Raw genomic sequence first — 14,968 nt, forward strand, 5'->3', positions numbered from 1 at the left:
CTAGTAAGATCCCTGAAAGATGATCAGGTTGATAGGTTCGAGGTGGAAGCGTGGTGACACGTGGAGCTGACGAATACTAATAGATCGAGGACTTAATCAAACAATATGAAGCAAATGTTATCTAGTTTTGAAGGAATATACCTTCATAAGTCTGGTAATGATGGCAGAGAGGTCACACCCGTTCCCATACCGAACACGGAAGTTAAGCTCTCTAGCGCCGATGGTAGTTGGGACTTTGTCCCTGTGAGAGTAGGACGTTGCCAGGCTTATTTTTATCATCGCGGGGTGGAGCAGTCTGGTAGCTCGTCGGGCTCATAACCCGAAGGTCGCAGGTTCAAATCCTGTCCCCGCAACCAAATGGTCCCGTGGTGTAGTGGTTAACATGCCTGCCTGTCACGCAGGAGATCGCCGGTTCGACCCCGGTCGGGACCGCCATTTATATAAATTAAAGAACGAAACAATATGTTTCGTATTTTTTTATTTACTTTAATTTAAACTTATAAGACAGTCAATCTTATCCTTAGGACAACTCCTAAGGTCTTTTTTATATATTTGAAACTGAAACAAAAATAAAAAATCTGTATAATAAAGAGCAGAGAATACTAACAGTAAGGTAGGTGAAACCTTTGAATACATATGAAATAACGACAATGTCTGCAGAAGAAACACAAAATTTATCAGAAAAGCTTGGACAATTAGTTGAGGCGCAGGATGTTTTGATTTTAGAAGGGGATTTAGGTGCAGGTAAGACGACATTTACAAAAGGTCTTGCAAAAGGTCTTGGTGTAAAACGTGTTGTAAATAGCCCGACTTTCAATATTATTAAAGAATACAAAGGACGATTACCGCTGTATCATATGGATGTATACCGATTAGCAGAGAGCGAAGAAGATTTAGGTTTTGATGAATATTTTTATGGTGAAGGTGTAACAGTGGTGGAGTGGGCACATTTAATAGAGGCTTTTTTACCATCTTCACTTTTAAAAATTAGTTTATTCCACGAGGGAGATAGTACAAGGAAAATTGTATTAGAGCCGAGCGGAGAACGTTATATTAGATTATGTGAGGAGCTATTACAAAATGAAAGTACTAGCAATTGATACTTCTAACTACGTAATGGGAGTTTCTCTTATTGATGGGAATACTGTTGTAGGGGAGATCATTACAAATTTAACAAAAAACCATTCTGTGCGTTTGATGCCAGCAGTAGAGAAACTTTTAAAAGAATGTAATGTGAAACCAAAAGAATTAAATAAAATCGTTGTAGCAGCTGGTCCGGGCTCTTATACAGGTGTTCGTATTGGTGTAACAGCAGCGAAAACATTGGCCTGGTCACTGCAAATTCCGATTGTTGGTGTATCAAGCTTAGAAGTATTAGCAGCAAACGGAACCAATTTCCCCGGATACATTTGTCCGTTATTTGATGGGCGTCGTCAGCAAATTTATACAGGACTATATACATATAGAGAACAAGAGTTACAATCCGTGAAAGAAGATCGTATTATTCTTATTGCTGATTGGCTTCACATGTTAAAAGAGATGGGGCAATCTATTTTATTTATCGGAAACGATGTAGAACAACATAAAGATACAATTGTAGAGCAGTTAGGGGATCAAGCTGTATTTGCTGCGCCGACGAAACATAATCCACGTCCAAGTGAATTGGCTTTCTTAGGCTTACAGAAAGAAGAGCAATCAGTGCATACATTCGTACCAAGTTATCTTCGTTTAGCAGAAGCAGAGGCAAAATGGTTAGAAAGTCAAAATAAGTAGGAGTCTTATAAATGAATATTACACTTAGGAATATGAAGGAAGAAGACATACCACAAATTGTTGTGATTGAAGAATCTTCATTTACGACGCCTTGGACTGCTGAAGCATTTGAACGAGAATTAAACATGAATGAGTATGCGCACTATATTGTGCTCGAAACAGAGGAAGGAATTATAGGCTATTGCGGACTTTGGATTATTCTTGATGAATCACATATCACGAACATTGCTATATTGCCCCAATACCGTGGTCTAAGGCTTGGAGAAGCATTATTACAAGATGTAATGAACAAAGCGAGAGCTTTGGGAGCAAAGACAATGACACTTGAAGTACGTGTTTCAAATGAGGTTGCGAAAAAGTTATATCGAAGATTTGGTTTTCAAAATGGCGGAATTCGTAAGAGATACTATACAGACAATTATGAAGATGGTCTTGTAATGTGGGTGAATTTATGATGAAAAAAGATACGATTATTCTTGGTATTGAAACAAGCTGTGATGAAACGGCTGTAGCAGTTGTGAAAAATGGACGAGATATTTTAGCGAACGTTGTAGCTTCGCAAATTGAAAGTCATAAACGGTTTGGCGGGGTTGTTCCAGAAATTGCATCTCGCCACCATGTGGAACAAATAACGGTTGTGTTAGAAGAAGCATTAAAAGAAGCGAATGTGACATTTGAAGATATTGATGCAATTGCTGTTACGGAAGGACCAGGCCTCGTTGGTGCATTGTTAATTGGGGTGAATGCAGCAAAGGCAGTAGCTTTTGCGCATAATATTCCTTTAGTTGGTGTGCATCATATCGCAGGACATATTTATGCGAATCGTTTAGTACAAGAACTACAATTTCCATTACTGTCTCTCGTTGTATCAGGTGGGCATACAGAGCTTGTTTATATGAAAGAGCATGGTTCATTTGAAGTCATTGGAGAAACGCGTGATGATGCCGCAGGAGAAGCGTACGACAAAGTAGCACGTACGTTATCATTACCATATCCAGGTGGACCGCATATTGATCGTCTTGCTCATGAAGGAGAGCCGACAATTGATTTGCCTCGTGCATGGCTTGAGCCGGATTCTTATGATTTTAGTTTCAGTGGATTAAAATCCGCAGTTATTAACACTGTGCATAACGCAAAACAGCGCGGAGAAGAACTTACCCCTGAAGATTTAGCTGCTAGCTTCCAGGCAAGTGTAATTGATGTGTTAGTAACAAAAACAATAAGAGCGACAGAAGAATATGGCGTAAAGCAAGTACTTCTTGCGGGCGGGGTAGCAGCCAATAAAGGATTACGGGCGCGCTTAGAGGAAGAGTTTGCAAAGAAAGAAAATGTTGAACTTATCATTCCTCCGCTATCCTTATGCACAGATAACGCGGCTATGATTGCTGCTGCTGGTACGATTGCATATGAACAGGGAAAGAGGGCAACGTTAGCATTAAATGCAAACCCTGGTTTGGATATTGAATCATAATGTAAGAGAACATTTATAAATGCATTTAGGGAGGACAAGAGCACCTAGCCGTGCATAGGAGCGGTCAGGGCCTTTTCCTGCCATATGCGGGGTTGTAAAACAAAAGAAGTAATCTTGTTATATTCTACATAGCAGCAATTTATATAAAGGTATGTGGATAGAAAAATCTTTTTTTGATAAAAGTTATAATTTTATACACAGAATTAACCACAACCTGTGGATAAAACCTATATTATCTGTTGATAATATAGGTTTTTTTGTGAGTATAAATTGTGGGTAAATATTATTGTTTTTGTGGATAATGTGGAAAACTTTTGTTTTTCCTGAAAATACAGAGGTGGATATGTGAATATTTCTGTGGATAAATAAAAAGATCAGTGTAACCACTGACCTTTTTACAGTTGTAATTCTTCCCACTCTTCCATACATGCTTCCAATTGTTCTTGAAGTGTTTGTTTTTCTGTTGTAATATCACTGGCTCTTTCGTAATCAGCATATACTTCTGGAAGACAAAGTTGTTCTTCTAATGCCATAATTTGTTCTTCAATTGTTGCAATCTTTTCTTCTAGTTCTTCAATTTTACGCATACGTTGGCGTTCTTGCTTTTTACGTTCTTTTTCTTCGATGTAATTTAATTTTTCTTGCGCCACTTGTTTTTGTACAGGTTTATTTGTTTCTAGTTCTTCAAGTTCGGCGCGTTCGAGCATTTCATTTTTCTTTTCTACATAATAATCGTAATCACCGAGGTATTCCTCTGCTCCGCCTGGGGATAACTCAAGAACTTTTGTGGCAATGCGATTAATGAAATAGCGGTCATGGGAAACAAATAAAATTGTTCCTGGAAAATCAATGAGCGCATTTTCTAAAATTTCTTTGCTGCTTAAATCTAAATGGTTGGTCGGCTCGTCCAAAATAAGTACATTTGATTTTTGCATCATAAGTTTTGCGAGAGCTAAACGTGCCTTTTGTCCACCGCTTAAAGAAGAAACAGGTTTAAGAACGTCGTCACCAGAAAATAAAAAATTCCCAAGTACTGTGCGAATTTCTTTTTCTGGTTGTAGCGGGTAATCATCCCAAAGTTCATCCAATACACGTTTTGATGATGTTAAGTTTGCTTGTTCTTGGTCATAATATCCGATAGAAACGTTAGAACCAAACGAAATAGTACCGTTTAAAGGACGAAGTTTATCCACAAGAGATTTTAATAAGGTGGATTTTCCAATTCCATTTGGACCGACGAGCGCAACACTATCACCTCGCGTTAATCGGAAACGAATGTTTTGAATAATGGGCTCATTCTCATAGCCAATTGTCACATCGCTTACTTGTAATACATCATTACCACTTTGTTTATCGATATCAAAGTGGAAAGAAGCGGATTTTGTATCGCCGATTGGTTTGTCCAGAAGTTCCATACGATCTAATTGTTTTCGGCGACTTTGCGCCCGTTTTGTTGTGGAAGCACGAGTGATATTTTTTTGGACAAATTCTTGTAATTTTGTTACTTCTTCTTGTTGCTTCTCATAACGTTTCATCTCTTGTTCATATAGGGACGCTTTAAGATCTAAGTATCTACTGTAGTTTCCTGTGTACTTTCGACTTTGTTTATTGGAAATCTCATAGACCTGCGTGACAAGTCTGTCTAGAAAGTACCGATCGTGTGAAACGATTAAAATAGCACCAGGATAACCTTGTAAATATTGCTCAAGCCACGTTAATGTCTCGATGTCTAAATGGTTGGTTGGCTCATCGAGAATAAGCAAATCTGGTTTCGTCAATAATAGCTTACCAAGGGCTAAGCGAGTTTTTTGTCCACCGCTTAGTGTTGAGATTGTTGTTTTGTGTGTTTCAGGAGGAAAACCAAGCCCGCTTAAAACAGAGCGAATATCAGCTTCGTATTGATAGCCACCTTCATTTTTATAATTTAATTGTAGGCGATCATATTCTGCTAACAATTTTTCATAAATGGTTCCATTTGTGAAATTTTCTTCTTTTCCCATTTCTTGCTCTAGTCTGCGGAGTTCTTTCTCCATACGTTGTAAGTGAAGAAATACCGTTAGCATTTCATCCCAAATCGTTAACGATGTTTCAAGACCGGTATGCTGTGCTAAGTAACCGATAGATACATCTTTCGGCTTTATAATTTCGCCGCCGTCATGGGATAATTCTCCGGCAATAATTTTTAATAATGTAGACTTTCCAGCGCCATTACGCCCGACAAGTGCAATGCGATCACGCGTCTGTACTTCTAACTTAATGTTTGAAAGAATCACTTCAGCCGCGAATAGCTTGGAAAGATTATTCACTTGTAGTAAAATCAATGTTTTCACCTCAAATATTTTCTTAACTTTGCCATGATTATATTTCTCAATCATACTAAAAATAGTGTATAGTTGAACATAAATAGAGAAATTCTCTCTCTATTATACAAGGAAAACTATCAATGCTAAACTTCCGTACATGTTTCAATCACTTGAACAGATAGGAAGAGAGGAGGGGGTTGCATGGAGCAGCCTAAAATTCCGCAGGCAACTGCCAAAAGATTGCCTCTATACTATCGATTTATCCAAAACCTATCGTTATCTGGTAAGCAACGCGTATCATCAGCAGAATTAAGCGAAGCAGTGAAGGTGGATTCAGCGACAATTCGAAGAGACTTTTCATATTTTGGAGCATTAGGGAAAAAGGGATATGGCTATAATGTAAATTATTTATTGTCGTTTTTCCGCGAAACACTTGATCAAGACGATGTAACACGCGTAGCGTTAATAGGGGTAGGTAATTTAGGTACAGCTTTCTTACATTACAATTTTACGAAAAATAATAATACAAAAATTGAGATGGCGTTTGACGTTGATGAAGAGAAAGTTGGAAAAGAAATCGGCGGGATTCCAGTATATCATCTGGATGAATTAGAAGAGAGACTATCCGGTGATATAAAAGTGGCAATATTAACAGTGCCTGCTTCTGTTGCGCAAGCTGTAGCAGATCGCTTATCGCATACGAGCATACAAGGTGTTTTAAACTTTACACCTGCTAGGTTAAATTTATCAGAACATATTCGAATTCATCATATTGATTTAGCAGTAGAATTACAAACGCTCGTGTACTTTTTAAAAAATTATCCACAATAAAAACGCAGGAAATTCCTGCGTTTTTATTATTTCTTCTTACTATCTTTTTTCGCTTTAGAAAAAAGAATGCGAAGTGCAAAATTAAAATCAATTGTTGCCATTATAGCAAGTAGTATTGTGTAAAAGTTCCAAATTGTATCTTTTACACTTGTAATTGCTAAGTATGTAAAAATACACCCTAGAAGAAAATACAAAGTTGCCATAACAAATGGTGAATTTCGCATGTTTAAAATCCTCCGATGAATCCTTGCAGTTTTTCAGCTTTTTCTAGATAGGGACGAAGTACGAATGTAATTAACATAACATTTGTATTCATCATAACATGAGCCATAATTGGTACAATAATTCGTTTTGTTTGTACGTATAAAAATGAAAAAACAAGCCCCATGGAAATATACACTAATAAATGTGTAGGGTCAAAATGAATGATAGCAAATATAAGCGAACTTATGATTGCTGCGATAAAGAAGTTATATCGTTTATATAGTGTGCCAAATAGAATTTTTCTAAATACAATCTCCTCAAGAATAGGGGCAAATATAGATGAAACAATCATAAATAATGGCACAGCTCTTATAATGCCGATAATGTTTTGTGTATTTTCAGATTCCGCTTTAATTTTAAAAACTTGTGTTTCAATTGTGCCAGCAATGACCTGGGCAAATAAGGCAAGGAAAACTCCTAAAATAATCCACCCTATCGTAGCGGGGAGATTTGTTTTTCCGCGATTCCATTTTTCAGATTCTGTATCATTACGTAGTAACACAAGGATGATAATAAGAGCGATAAAGAAGCTTATCAGCCCCCAATGTGCAGTAGCTAGTTGGATTTTTTCATCAAGGGTCCGGTGCCCATTATTGTATACTCCGCTTTTTAGAAGAATCAATCCTCCAACTATACCTGATAATTGCATCAAAATATATGTAACAATAACCCACCAATATTGTCTCTTCAATTCCATAACTCCTTTTTGGATTTTTTGTAAAGAAAAAGGAAAATGCTCTATCCATAGAGAAAACAACTTATGGCATCTTTCTTATTGTAACATAGGTGAAGATGAAAAAAAGATGGAATCTCTATCATATGAAAGTTAGCAAACGACATAAAACCTCCTTTCTTTTAGAGGAGGACGAGGGCATCAAGTGGTCATTATATGTCGAAAAAGAAAAATAGATTTATATATCAATGTATCTTCCTTTGTGTAATTATTAAGTAGGGTATAAATGCTTTGGAACAAGTGGGAGAGGGGCTAGGATAGTTTTCCGAAAAATTACGATTTTTTCACTTGCAAAAGAAAATGAGATTCTTTATTATAATAAGTGTGTTAGCACTCGGAGTATCAGAGTGCTAATAAATATAAAATTTACATAATAAATTGAGGAGGTTGTTGTTCATGCTAAAGCCGTTAGGTGATCGCGTTATTATTGAACTTGTTCAAGCAGAAGAAAAAACAGCAAGTGGCATTGTGCTACCAGACACTGCAAAAGAAAAACCACAAGAAGGTAAAGTAGTGGCGGTTGGTACTGGTCGTGTGCTTGAAAATGGTGAGCGTGTTGCTTTAGATGTAGCTACAGGAGATCGTATCATCTTCTCAAAATATGCAGGTACTGAAGTGAAATACGAAGGTACAGAATATTTAATTTTACGTGAAAGCGACATTTTAGCAATTATCGGTTAATTATATAAATCTTTAAAAATTCAAGGGGGTCAAATATTATGGCAAAAGATATTAAATTTAGTGAAGAAGCACGTCGTTCGATGCTTCGCGGTGTCGACACTCTTGCAAACGCAGTAAAAGTTACGCTTGGACCAAAAGGTCGCAACGTTGTACTTGAGAAAAAATTCGGTTCTCCGCTTATTACAAATGACGGTGTAACAATTGCAAAAGAAATTGAATTAGAAGATGCATTTGAAAATATGGGTGCAAAATTAGTTGCAGAAGTTGCTAGCAAAACAAATGATGTAGCTGGTGATGGAACGACAACGGCAACTGTATTAGCGCAAGCGATGATTCGTGAAGGTTTAAAGAACGTAACAGCTGGTGCGAATCCAATGGGTCTTCGTAAAGGTATTGAAAAGGCTGTTGTAGCAGCAATTGAAGAATTAAAAACAATCTCTAAACCGATTGAAGGTAAATCTTCTATCGCACAAGTAGCTGCTATTTCTGCTGCTGACGAAGAAGTAGGACAATTAATTGCAGAAGCAATGGAGCGCGTTGGTAACGACGGCGTTATTACATTAGAAGAGTCTAAAGGATTCACAACAGAATTAGATGTAGTAGAAGGTATGCAGTTCGACCGTGGATATGCTTCTCCTTACATGATTACTGATTCTGATAAAATGGAAGCAGTTCTTGATAACCCATTTATCTTAATTACAGATAAAAAGGTTTCTAGTATTCAAGAAATCTTACCAGTATTAGAGCAAGTGGTACAACAAGGTAAACCACTTCTTATCATCTCTGAAGACGTAGAAGGCGAAGCGTTAGCTACATTAGTAGTAAATAAACTTCGCGGTACGTTCAACGTGGTAGCTGTTAAAGCTCCAGGCTTCGGTGATCGTCGTAAAGCGATGTTAGAAGATATTGCAATCTTAACTGGCGGCGAAGTGATTACAGAAGAGTTAGGCCGTGACTTAAAATCTGCAACTATCGCATCTTTAGGACGCGCTAGTAAAGTTGTTGTAACGAAAGAAAACACAACAATTGTTGAAGGTGTTGGAAACACAGAACAAATCGAAGCTCGCATCGGTCAAATTCGTGCGCAGTTAGAAGAAACAACTTCTGAATTCGATCGTGAAAAATTACAAGAACGTCTTGCTAAATTAGCAGGTGGCGTAGCTGTAATTAAAGTAGGTGCAGCAACTGAAACTGAATTGAAAGAGCGCAAACTTCGTATTGAAGATGCACTTAACTCAACTCGTGCAGCAGTAGAAGAAGGTATTGTTGCTGGTGGTGGTACTGCGCTTATGAACGTATATACGAAAGTAGCTGGTCTTGTAGCTGAAGGCGACGAAGCAACAGGTATTAACATCGTACTTCGTGCTTTAGAAGAGCCAGTTCGTCAAATCGCAGTGAACGCTGGTTTAGAAGGATCTGTAGTTGTAGAGCGCTTAAAAGGCGAAAAAGTTGGCGTTGGTTTCAACGCAGCAACAGGCGAATGGGTAAATATGCTTGAGTCTGGTATCGTAGATCCAACGAAAGTAACTCGCTCTGCTCTTCAAAACGCAGCATCTGTTGCAGCAATGTTCTTAACAACTGAAGCTGTAGTTGCTGACAAACCAGAACCAGCTGGTGCTTCTGGAATGCCTGACATGGGCGGCATGGGCATGGGCGGTATGGGCGGCATGATGTAATAAGCCGCTTCACCCCTTGATATATAAGGGTTTTATGTAAGATGAGAGTGGATTGTTAATATTTTGTTAACATGAGGCTTTTAACGGAGGCTTCTCATGAGTTGAGTAAACTTGTGGGAAGCTTCTTTTTTTATTTCTTACGTAACTTAACACATTTTTATTATATGGAACTATAGTATATGTCACGTAACCAAATCACTACATACTATTAATTAAATCTATTTTTTCTAACAAAGAAATGAGTAGCAAAAGTATTTTAGGATGATTGGAGAAGATATCATTGTCACTACCTTCTTTCCCTAATGGTTGAATTATCTGATAATTCTCGTTATGTAATAACGCCAGATGCTACAGTTACTTGGACTAGTGTAATAACTGGAGATGTGATTTCGCGAACTGATGGAATTTCTTTATTTTTAGATAATAATATTACGCAGAGTGCGGTATACACATTGTTTCTTTCTACTGATACTTAAATCTTGGTTTATGTAAGTAAAAAACGTCTTTATTTGAATAAAGTTAAAAATAGCTAGTAAGAAGACTATTTCCTAATGAAAGGAGGTAGTCTTTTTGCGTTGAATCGTATTTGATATTAATCGATGAGAGTGGTCTTGCTATATAGGGAAATAATTTCTGTAGAATTTTGTCGCTTTCTCCTTGACCGTATTCACGTTTCATTGTTAGAATCTAGAAAGATAATATTAAACGTTCCTTCATATATCCTCAATAATACGGATTGAGAGTCTCTACCGGGTTACCGTAAACAACCTGACTATGAAGGCAGTGCGTCTATATTTATAAGGAACAAATTCCTTTATAAAGCTAGGCCCCTGCCTTTTCTTTGTTATGAGACTGAGGGCAGGGGACTGGCTTTTTTTATTATATTGGTAATTGTTTTTACCAAATTGGTGAAAATGTTTATATACAGAACTATGGGGTGATTATTTTGAAGAAACAGCACGATACGATTATCGTTTTAGATTTTGGAAGTCAGTATAACCAGTTAATTGCGCGTCGCATTCGTGAATTTGGCGTGTATAGTGAACTTCATCCACATACAATTACAGCAGAAGAAATTAAAGCGATGAATCCAAAAGGAATTATCTTCTCTGGTGGACCGAACAGTGTATATGGCGAAAGTGCATTCCACTGTGATGAAAAAATCTTTGACTTAGGCTTACCGATCTTCGGTATTTGCTACGGCATGCAGTTAATGACAAAACACTTTGGTGGAAAAGTAGAACGTGCAGACCATCGTGAGTACGGAAAAGCAGTATTAAAAGTAGAGAACCAATCGAAATTATATACAAACCTTCCAGAAGAACAAGTTGTTTGGATGAGTCATGGTGACTTAGTAACAGGTTTACCAGAAGGTTTCGTAGTAGATTCAACAAGTGACTCTTGTCCAATTGCTGGCATGAGCAATGAAGCGCAAAATTTATATGGTGTACAATTCCACCCAGAAGTGCGTCACTCTGAGCACGGTAACGATTTAATTAAGAACTTTGTATTCGGTGTTTGTGGTTGTACTGAAGGCTGGAATATGGAGAACTTCATTGAAGTAGAATTAGAAAAGATTCGTGAAACAGTTGGCGACAAGAAAGTATTATGTGCACTTAGCGGCGGCGTAGACTCTTCAGTTGTAGCTGTATTAATTCATAAAGCAATCGGTGACCAATTAACATGTATTTTCGTTGACCATGGCTTACTTCGTAAAGGAGAAGCTGAAGGGGTTATGAAAACATTTAGCGAAGGCTTCCACATGAACGTTATTAAAGTGGATGCACAAGAACGCTTCATGAGCAAATTAGCAGGTGTTGAAGATCCAGAACAAAAACGTAAAATCATCGGTAACGAATTTATTTATGTATTCGATGATGAAGCTTCTAAATTAGAAGGAATGGACTTCTTAGCACAAGGTACACTGTACACAGATATTATTGAAAGTGGTACAGCGACTGCACAAACAATTAAGTCTCACCATAACGTTGGTGGACTTCCAGAAGATATGCAGTTCAAGTTAATTGAACCACTAAATACATTGTTTAAAGATGAAGTACGTGAGTTAGGTTCTGAACTAGGACTTCCAGATGAAATCGTATGGCGTCAACCATTCCCAGGGCCAGGACTTGGTATTCGTGTATTAGGTGAAATCACAGAAGAGAAATTAGAGATTGTTCGTGAATCTGATGCAATTTTACGTGAAGAAATCAAAAAAGCTGGTTTAGATCGTGAAGTTTGGCAATATTTCACTGCACTTCCTGGTATGCGAAGTGTAGGTGTTATGGGTGACGAGCGTACGTATGATTACACAGTAGGTATTCGTGCAGTAACATCAATCGATGGTATGACAGCAGACTGGGCACGTATCCCTTGGGATGTATTAGAGAAGATCTCTGTACGTATCGTAAACGAAGTAAAACACGTTAACCGCATTGTGTATGACATTACTTCTAAGCCACCAGCAACAATTGAGTGGGAATAAAGTGAAACTTCCATCAGTGGAAGCTTACTGCCCGCGAATAGCGAGATAAATTGAATGTCATGATATAAAAGACGATCCATCTATGCCTTTATGTGTAGATGGATCGTTCTTTTTTATTTTTATACGAACAAAAAAGAGTTCTTTTTAAAAAATGTTCGTTTTTTAATTGACACTCACCTGTATATGAGTTAACATGAATATGTAATTAATAATAAAAATGAATATTTTAGCCGTCGTATAATATCGGGAATATGGCCCGAAAGTTTCTACCTTGCTACCGTAAATGGCTTGACTACGAGGCGTTTTAATATAAGGGTAAGGGATACTTGCCTTTGTTTACAGACGCTTCCATGTATATTGCATTGGAAGCCTTTTTTATTTTTATAGATAAAAGAGGGGCTAGTAAGGAGCGCGACGAGCAATTACATAACGGGGGAAACATAGAATGAAACGTTATTTTCAGTTCGATGAGCTCGGCACAAATTATAAAACAGAGTTCATAGCAGGATTAACCACATTTTTGTCTATGGCATATGTATTGTTTGTTAATCCCGCTACATTGTCGCTAGGACATGTTAAGGGATTGCCAGCAGGAACCGGAATGGATTCTGGAGCAGTGTTTGTTGCTACAGCTTTAGCAGCGGCAATTGGATCACTCATTATGGGGATTTTTGCAAAGTATCCAATCGCACTTGCGCCGGGAATGGGGATTAATGCTTTCTTTGCTTACACAGCTGTATTAACAATGGGGATTCCGTGGCAAACGGCGATTGCAGGGACATTAGTATCAGGTATTATGTTTATTTTCCTTACAGCTTCTGGTCTTCGTGAAAAGATCATTAACGCAATTCCGACAGAATTAAAGTTTGCGGTAGCAGCTGGAATTGGGTTGTTCATCGCATTTCTTGGTTTTCAAAATGCAGGAATTATTGTAAATAATGATGCTGTGCTTGTTGGATTAGGGGACTTAACGAAAGGACCGACATTACTTGCGATTTTTGGTGTAGTTGTAATCGTTATTTTAATGACAAGAAATGTTAATGGTGCAGTATTCTTTGGAATGGTACTTACAGCAATTGTTGGTGTAGCAACAGGGTTAATTGATACACCAAAGGCGATTGTTGGTGCAGTTCCAAGCTTAACACCGACATTTGGAGTTGCTCTTCAACATCTTGGAGATATTTTCACTGCTAAGATGCTCGTTGTTATATTAACTTTCTTTTTTATCGATTTCTTTGATACAGCAGGGACGCTTGTAGCAGTTGCCAATCAAGCAGGTTTAATGAAAAATAATAAATTACCGCGTGCGAGGAAAGCATTGTTCTCTGATGCGTTTGCAACTGTAATTGGAGCAATACTTGGTACATCGACAACGACGTCTTATATTGAATCTTCTGCAGGGGTAGCTGTAGGAGGACGCTCTGGATTTACAGCAGTTGTAACAGGAGGGTTTTTCTTATTAGCACTTTTCTTTTCACCATTATTAAGTGTAGTAACACCATCCGTAACAGCACCGGCTTTAATTATTGTAGGGGTTTTGATGGTTTCATCATTAGGGGAAATTGATTGGAAGAAGTTCGAAACGGCAGTACCGGCATTTTTCACCATTATTGCAATGCCGCTCACATACAGTATCGCAACAGGGATTGCGATTGGATTTATTTTCTATCCAATTACAATGGTTGTGAAAGGACGAAGAAAAGAAGTTCATCCGATTATGTATGTCATGGCAGTTTTGTTTGTACTCTATTTCATTTTTGTTCGTAAATAAAGGGGTTTTTGAAAGGACTAGGAGGGGATGCCTAGTCCTTTTTGTATTTTATAATAAATGTGTGAGAGATCCGGTTTATTTGTTGTTATTTCTTAATTTGTATAGATGAAAAAAGGCATAAAAGTCCTTTGAGAGCATCTGGACGTATATGTTACTTTAAAATAAAGTCACGATGCTTTATTTCTTCAATCAAAGAATTCTCAATGAGTTTTGATCAAACTTTATTTCAAAGTAACAGTTAAACCGTTTGTAAAAAAGTTTAACATATTTCCAAAAGAATTCCCCTTCCTCAAGGAATGAGAAGAGCGAAGCCTAATGAGTAGGGAGGGGATGAATTTTAGTTGGCGTAAGTCAAAGGAATGAAAAAGGAGTTTCCTCAAATCAGATAGAATTTATGTAAAGGATGATTTTAGTCTCAAAGTTATTGTTTATAGACCGTGGGCGGTACACCATTAGAAATTCTAAAACAATACATCGAAACACAAGGATATAACTAATAGGGAGGTGATGACAATGTTGTTGAATCAAAAATATGAGATCTTTCCAACAGAAGCACAAAAAGAAGTGTTAGACCGTTGGCTACAATATTGTCGTCAAACCTACAACTCTGCCTTGCTAGACAAAGAACGGAAATATAAACAAAACAAAGAAAATTATGATCGTTATGATATGCAAAGACAACTTACGTTGGACAAGAAGACGTATCCTTTTCTAAAAGAAATGCCTTCTCAGCCTTTGCAAGAAGTGTTTGTACGTCTAAAAAAAGCGTTTGATCATTTCTTTCGTAAAGATGCAAAGTATCCAAAACAGAAAAAGTATAAAGACTACAATAGTATGACGTTTCCGCAATTTGGATTCAAACCAAACGGAAAGCATCGTTATGCGATGTCTTTTTCTGATAACTATAAGTTATACAATAAAAAATTGGGAGAAATAGAGATCCTACTTCATAGACCACTCGAAGGAACAATCAAGCAACT

The 14,968-nt window shown here is 37.5% G+C and carries 13 protein-coding genes, 2 tRNA genes, 2 rRNA genes and 2 riboswitches; of the genes, 14 read left to right on the forward strand and 3 right to left on the reverse strand.

The genetic code is table 11. The features are described 5' to 3' along the window. From BR72_RS16330 to tsaD, 8 genes are all read left to right on the forward strand, one after another. Nucleotides 1-100: ribosomal RNA gene (locus BR72_RS16330) — 23S ribosomal RNA — on the forward strand; the annotation flags it as partial. Nucleotides 101-150: 50 nt separating this feature from the next. Then, nucleotides 151-266, forward strand: a 5S ribosomal RNA gene (rrf, locus tag BR72_RS16335). Nucleotides 267-279: 13 nt separating this feature from the next. Beyond that, nucleotides 280-356: transfer RNA gene (locus BR72_RS16340), tRNA-Met, on the forward strand. Nucleotides 357-359: 3 nt separating this feature from the next. Beyond that, a tRNA-Asp gene (locus tag BR72_RS16345) sits at nt 360-435 on the forward strand. A gap of 191 nt (nt 436-626) precedes the next feature. Further along, entirely contained in the window at nt 627-1,100 is a 474-nt protein-coding gene (tsaE, locus tag BR72_RS16350; protein ID WP_035434596.1) for a tRNA (adenosine(37)-N6)-threonylcarbamoyltransferase complex ATPase subunit type 1 TsaE, read from the forward strand. Next, nucleotides 1,081-1,773 (forward strand): tRNA (adenosine(37)-N6)-threonylcarbamoyltransferase complex dimerization subunit type 1 TsaB, encoded by a 693-nt coding sequence (gene tsaB, locus BR72_RS16355; RefSeq protein WP_035434597.1) that lies wholly within the window; start codon nt 1,081-1,083, stop codon nt 1,771-1,773. Before tsaE ends, tsaB begins: the two co-directional genes overlap by 20 nt. Nucleotides 1,774-1,784: 11 nt before the next feature. Beyond that, nucleotides 1,785-2,228, forward strand: a complete 444-nt coding sequence (gene rimI / locus BR72_RS16360) for a ribosomal protein S18-alanine N-acetyltransferase (RefSeq protein ID WP_035434598.1) — start codon at nt 1,785-1,787, stop codon at nt 2,226-2,228. Then, nucleotides 2,228-3,244, forward strand: a complete 1,017-nt coding sequence (tsaD, locus tag BR72_RS16365) for a tRNA (adenosine(37)-N6)-threonylcarbamoyltransferase complex transferase subunit TsaD (RefSeq protein WP_035434599.1) — start codon at nt 2,228-2,230, stop codon at nt 3,242-3,244. The genes rimI and tsaD overlap by 1 nt, the downstream gene beginning before the upstream one ends. A 395-nt stretch (nt 3,245-3,639) precedes the next feature. On the opposite strand, the gene BR72_RS16370 is transcribed toward tsaD, so the two are convergent. Then, on the reverse strand, nt 3,640-5,565 hold the full coding sequence (locus BR72_RS16370; RefSeq protein ID WP_218160828.1) for an ABC-F family ATP-binding cassette domain-containing protein: 1,926 nt from the start codon (nt 5,563-5,565) through the stop codon (nt 3,640-3,642). 183 nt (nt 5,566-5,748) lie between these two features. On the opposite strand from BR72_RS16370, the gene BR72_RS16375 reads away from it, so the two are divergent. Next, on the forward strand, nt 5,749-6,378 hold the full coding sequence (locus BR72_RS16375) for a redox-sensing transcriptional repressor Rex (RefSeq protein ID WP_035434603.1): 630 nt from the start codon (nt 5,749-5,751) through the stop codon (nt 6,376-6,378). 26 nt (nt 6,379-6,404) lie between these two features. Here BR72_RS16375 and BR72_RS16380 read toward each other — a convergent pair whose 3' ends face one another. Continuing rightward, entirely contained in the window at nt 6,405-6,602 is a 198-nt protein-coding gene (locus BR72_RS16380; protein WP_035434604.1) for a YdiK family protein, read from the reverse strand. Nucleotides 6,603-6,604: 2 nt separating this feature from the next. After that, nucleotides 6,605-7,333 carry a CPBP family intramembrane glutamic endopeptidase gene (locus BR72_RS16385; RefSeq protein ID WP_035434605.1) on the reverse strand — a complete coding sequence of 243 codons (729 nt, stop codon included), beginning with the start codon at nt 7,331-7,333 and terminating at the stop codon, nt 6,605-6,607. Nucleotides 7,334-7,771: 438 nt separating this feature from the next. Here BR72_RS16385 and groES point away from each other — a divergent pair, with 438 nt between their 5' ends. From groES to BR72_RS16410, 5 genes are all read left to right on the forward strand, one after another. Continuing rightward, nucleotides 7,772-8,056: a co-chaperone GroES gene (groES, locus tag BR72_RS16390; protein ID WP_020063193.1), complete on the forward strand. Its 285-nt coding sequence runs from the start codon at nt 7,772-7,774 to the stop codon at nt 8,054-8,056. A 38-nt stretch (nt 8,057-8,094) separates the two neighbouring features. Then, nucleotides 8,095-9,732 carry a chaperonin GroEL gene (gene groL, locus BR72_RS16395; RefSeq protein WP_035434606.1) on the forward strand — a complete coding sequence of 546 codons (1,638 nt, stop codon included), beginning with the start codon at nt 8,095-8,097 and terminating at the stop codon, nt 9,730-9,732. Nucleotides 9,733-10,425: 693 nt separating this feature from the next. Next, a riboswitch (purine riboswitch) is annotated at nt 10,426-10,527 on the forward strand. Nucleotides 10,528-10,678: 151 nt separating this feature from the next. Then, nucleotides 10,679-12,217, forward strand: coding sequence for a glutamine-hydrolyzing GMP synthase (guaA, locus tag BR72_RS16400; protein WP_141771698.1), 1,539 nt, complete (start codon nt 10,679-10,681; stop codon nt 12,215-12,217). A gap of 213 nt (nt 12,218-12,430) precedes the next feature. After that, nucleotides 12,431-12,532, forward strand: a riboswitch (purine riboswitch). A 130-nt stretch (nt 12,533-12,662) separates the two neighbouring features. Next, the gene (locus tag BR72_RS16405) at nt 12,663-13,988 is read left to right on the forward strand and encodes an NCS2 family permease (RefSeq protein ID WP_035434609.1); all 1,326 of its coding nucleotides are present in this window, start codon (nt 12,663-12,665) and stop codon (nt 13,986-13,988) included. Nucleotides 13,989-14,495: 507 nt separating this feature from the next. Beyond that, the coding region (locus tag BR72_RS16410) for an RNA-guided endonuclease InsQ/TnpB family protein (RefSeq protein ID WP_035434611.1) at nt 14,496-14,968 on the forward strand (473 nt) is incomplete at its 3' end.

This window comes from Bacillus sp. UNC322MFChir4.1 (assembly GCF_000746135.1).
In the GTDB taxonomy this organism is placed as follows: Bacteria; Bacillota; Bacilli; order Bacillales; family Bacillaceae_G; genus Bacillus_A.

Excerpts from the sequence above, each read along its gene's own strand:
- tsaB (WP_035434597.1), top strand. The coding sequence starts at position 1,081 with ATGAAAGTACTAGCAATTGATACTTCTAACTACGTAATGGGAGTTTCT.
- rimI (WP_035434598.1), top strand. The coding sequence starts at position 1,785 with ATGAATATTACACTTAGGAATATGAAGGAAGAAGACATACCACAAATT.
- tsaD (WP_035434599.1), top strand. The coding sequence starts at position 2,228 with ATGAAAAAAGATACGATTATTCTTGGTATTGAAACAAGCTGTGATGAA.
- BR72_RS16375 (WP_035434603.1), top strand. The coding sequence starts at position 5,749 with ATGGAGCAGCCTAAAATTCCGCAGGCAACTGCCAAAAGATTGCCTCTA.
- BR72_RS16380 (WP_035434604.1), bottom strand. The coding sequence starts at position 6,602 with ATGCGAAATTCACCATTTGTTATGGCAACTTTGTATTTTCTTCTAGGG.
- groES (WP_020063193.1), top strand. The coding sequence starts at position 7,772 with ATGCTAAAGCCGTTAGGTGATCGCGTTATTATTGAACTTGTTCAAGCA.
- groL (WP_035434606.1), top strand. The coding sequence starts at position 8,095 with ATGGCAAAAGATATTAAATTTAGTGAAGAAGCACGTCGTTCGATGCTT.
- BR72_RS16405 (WP_035434609.1), top strand. The coding sequence starts at position 12,663 with ATGAAACGTTATTTTCAGTTCGATGAGCTCGGCACAAATTATAAAACA.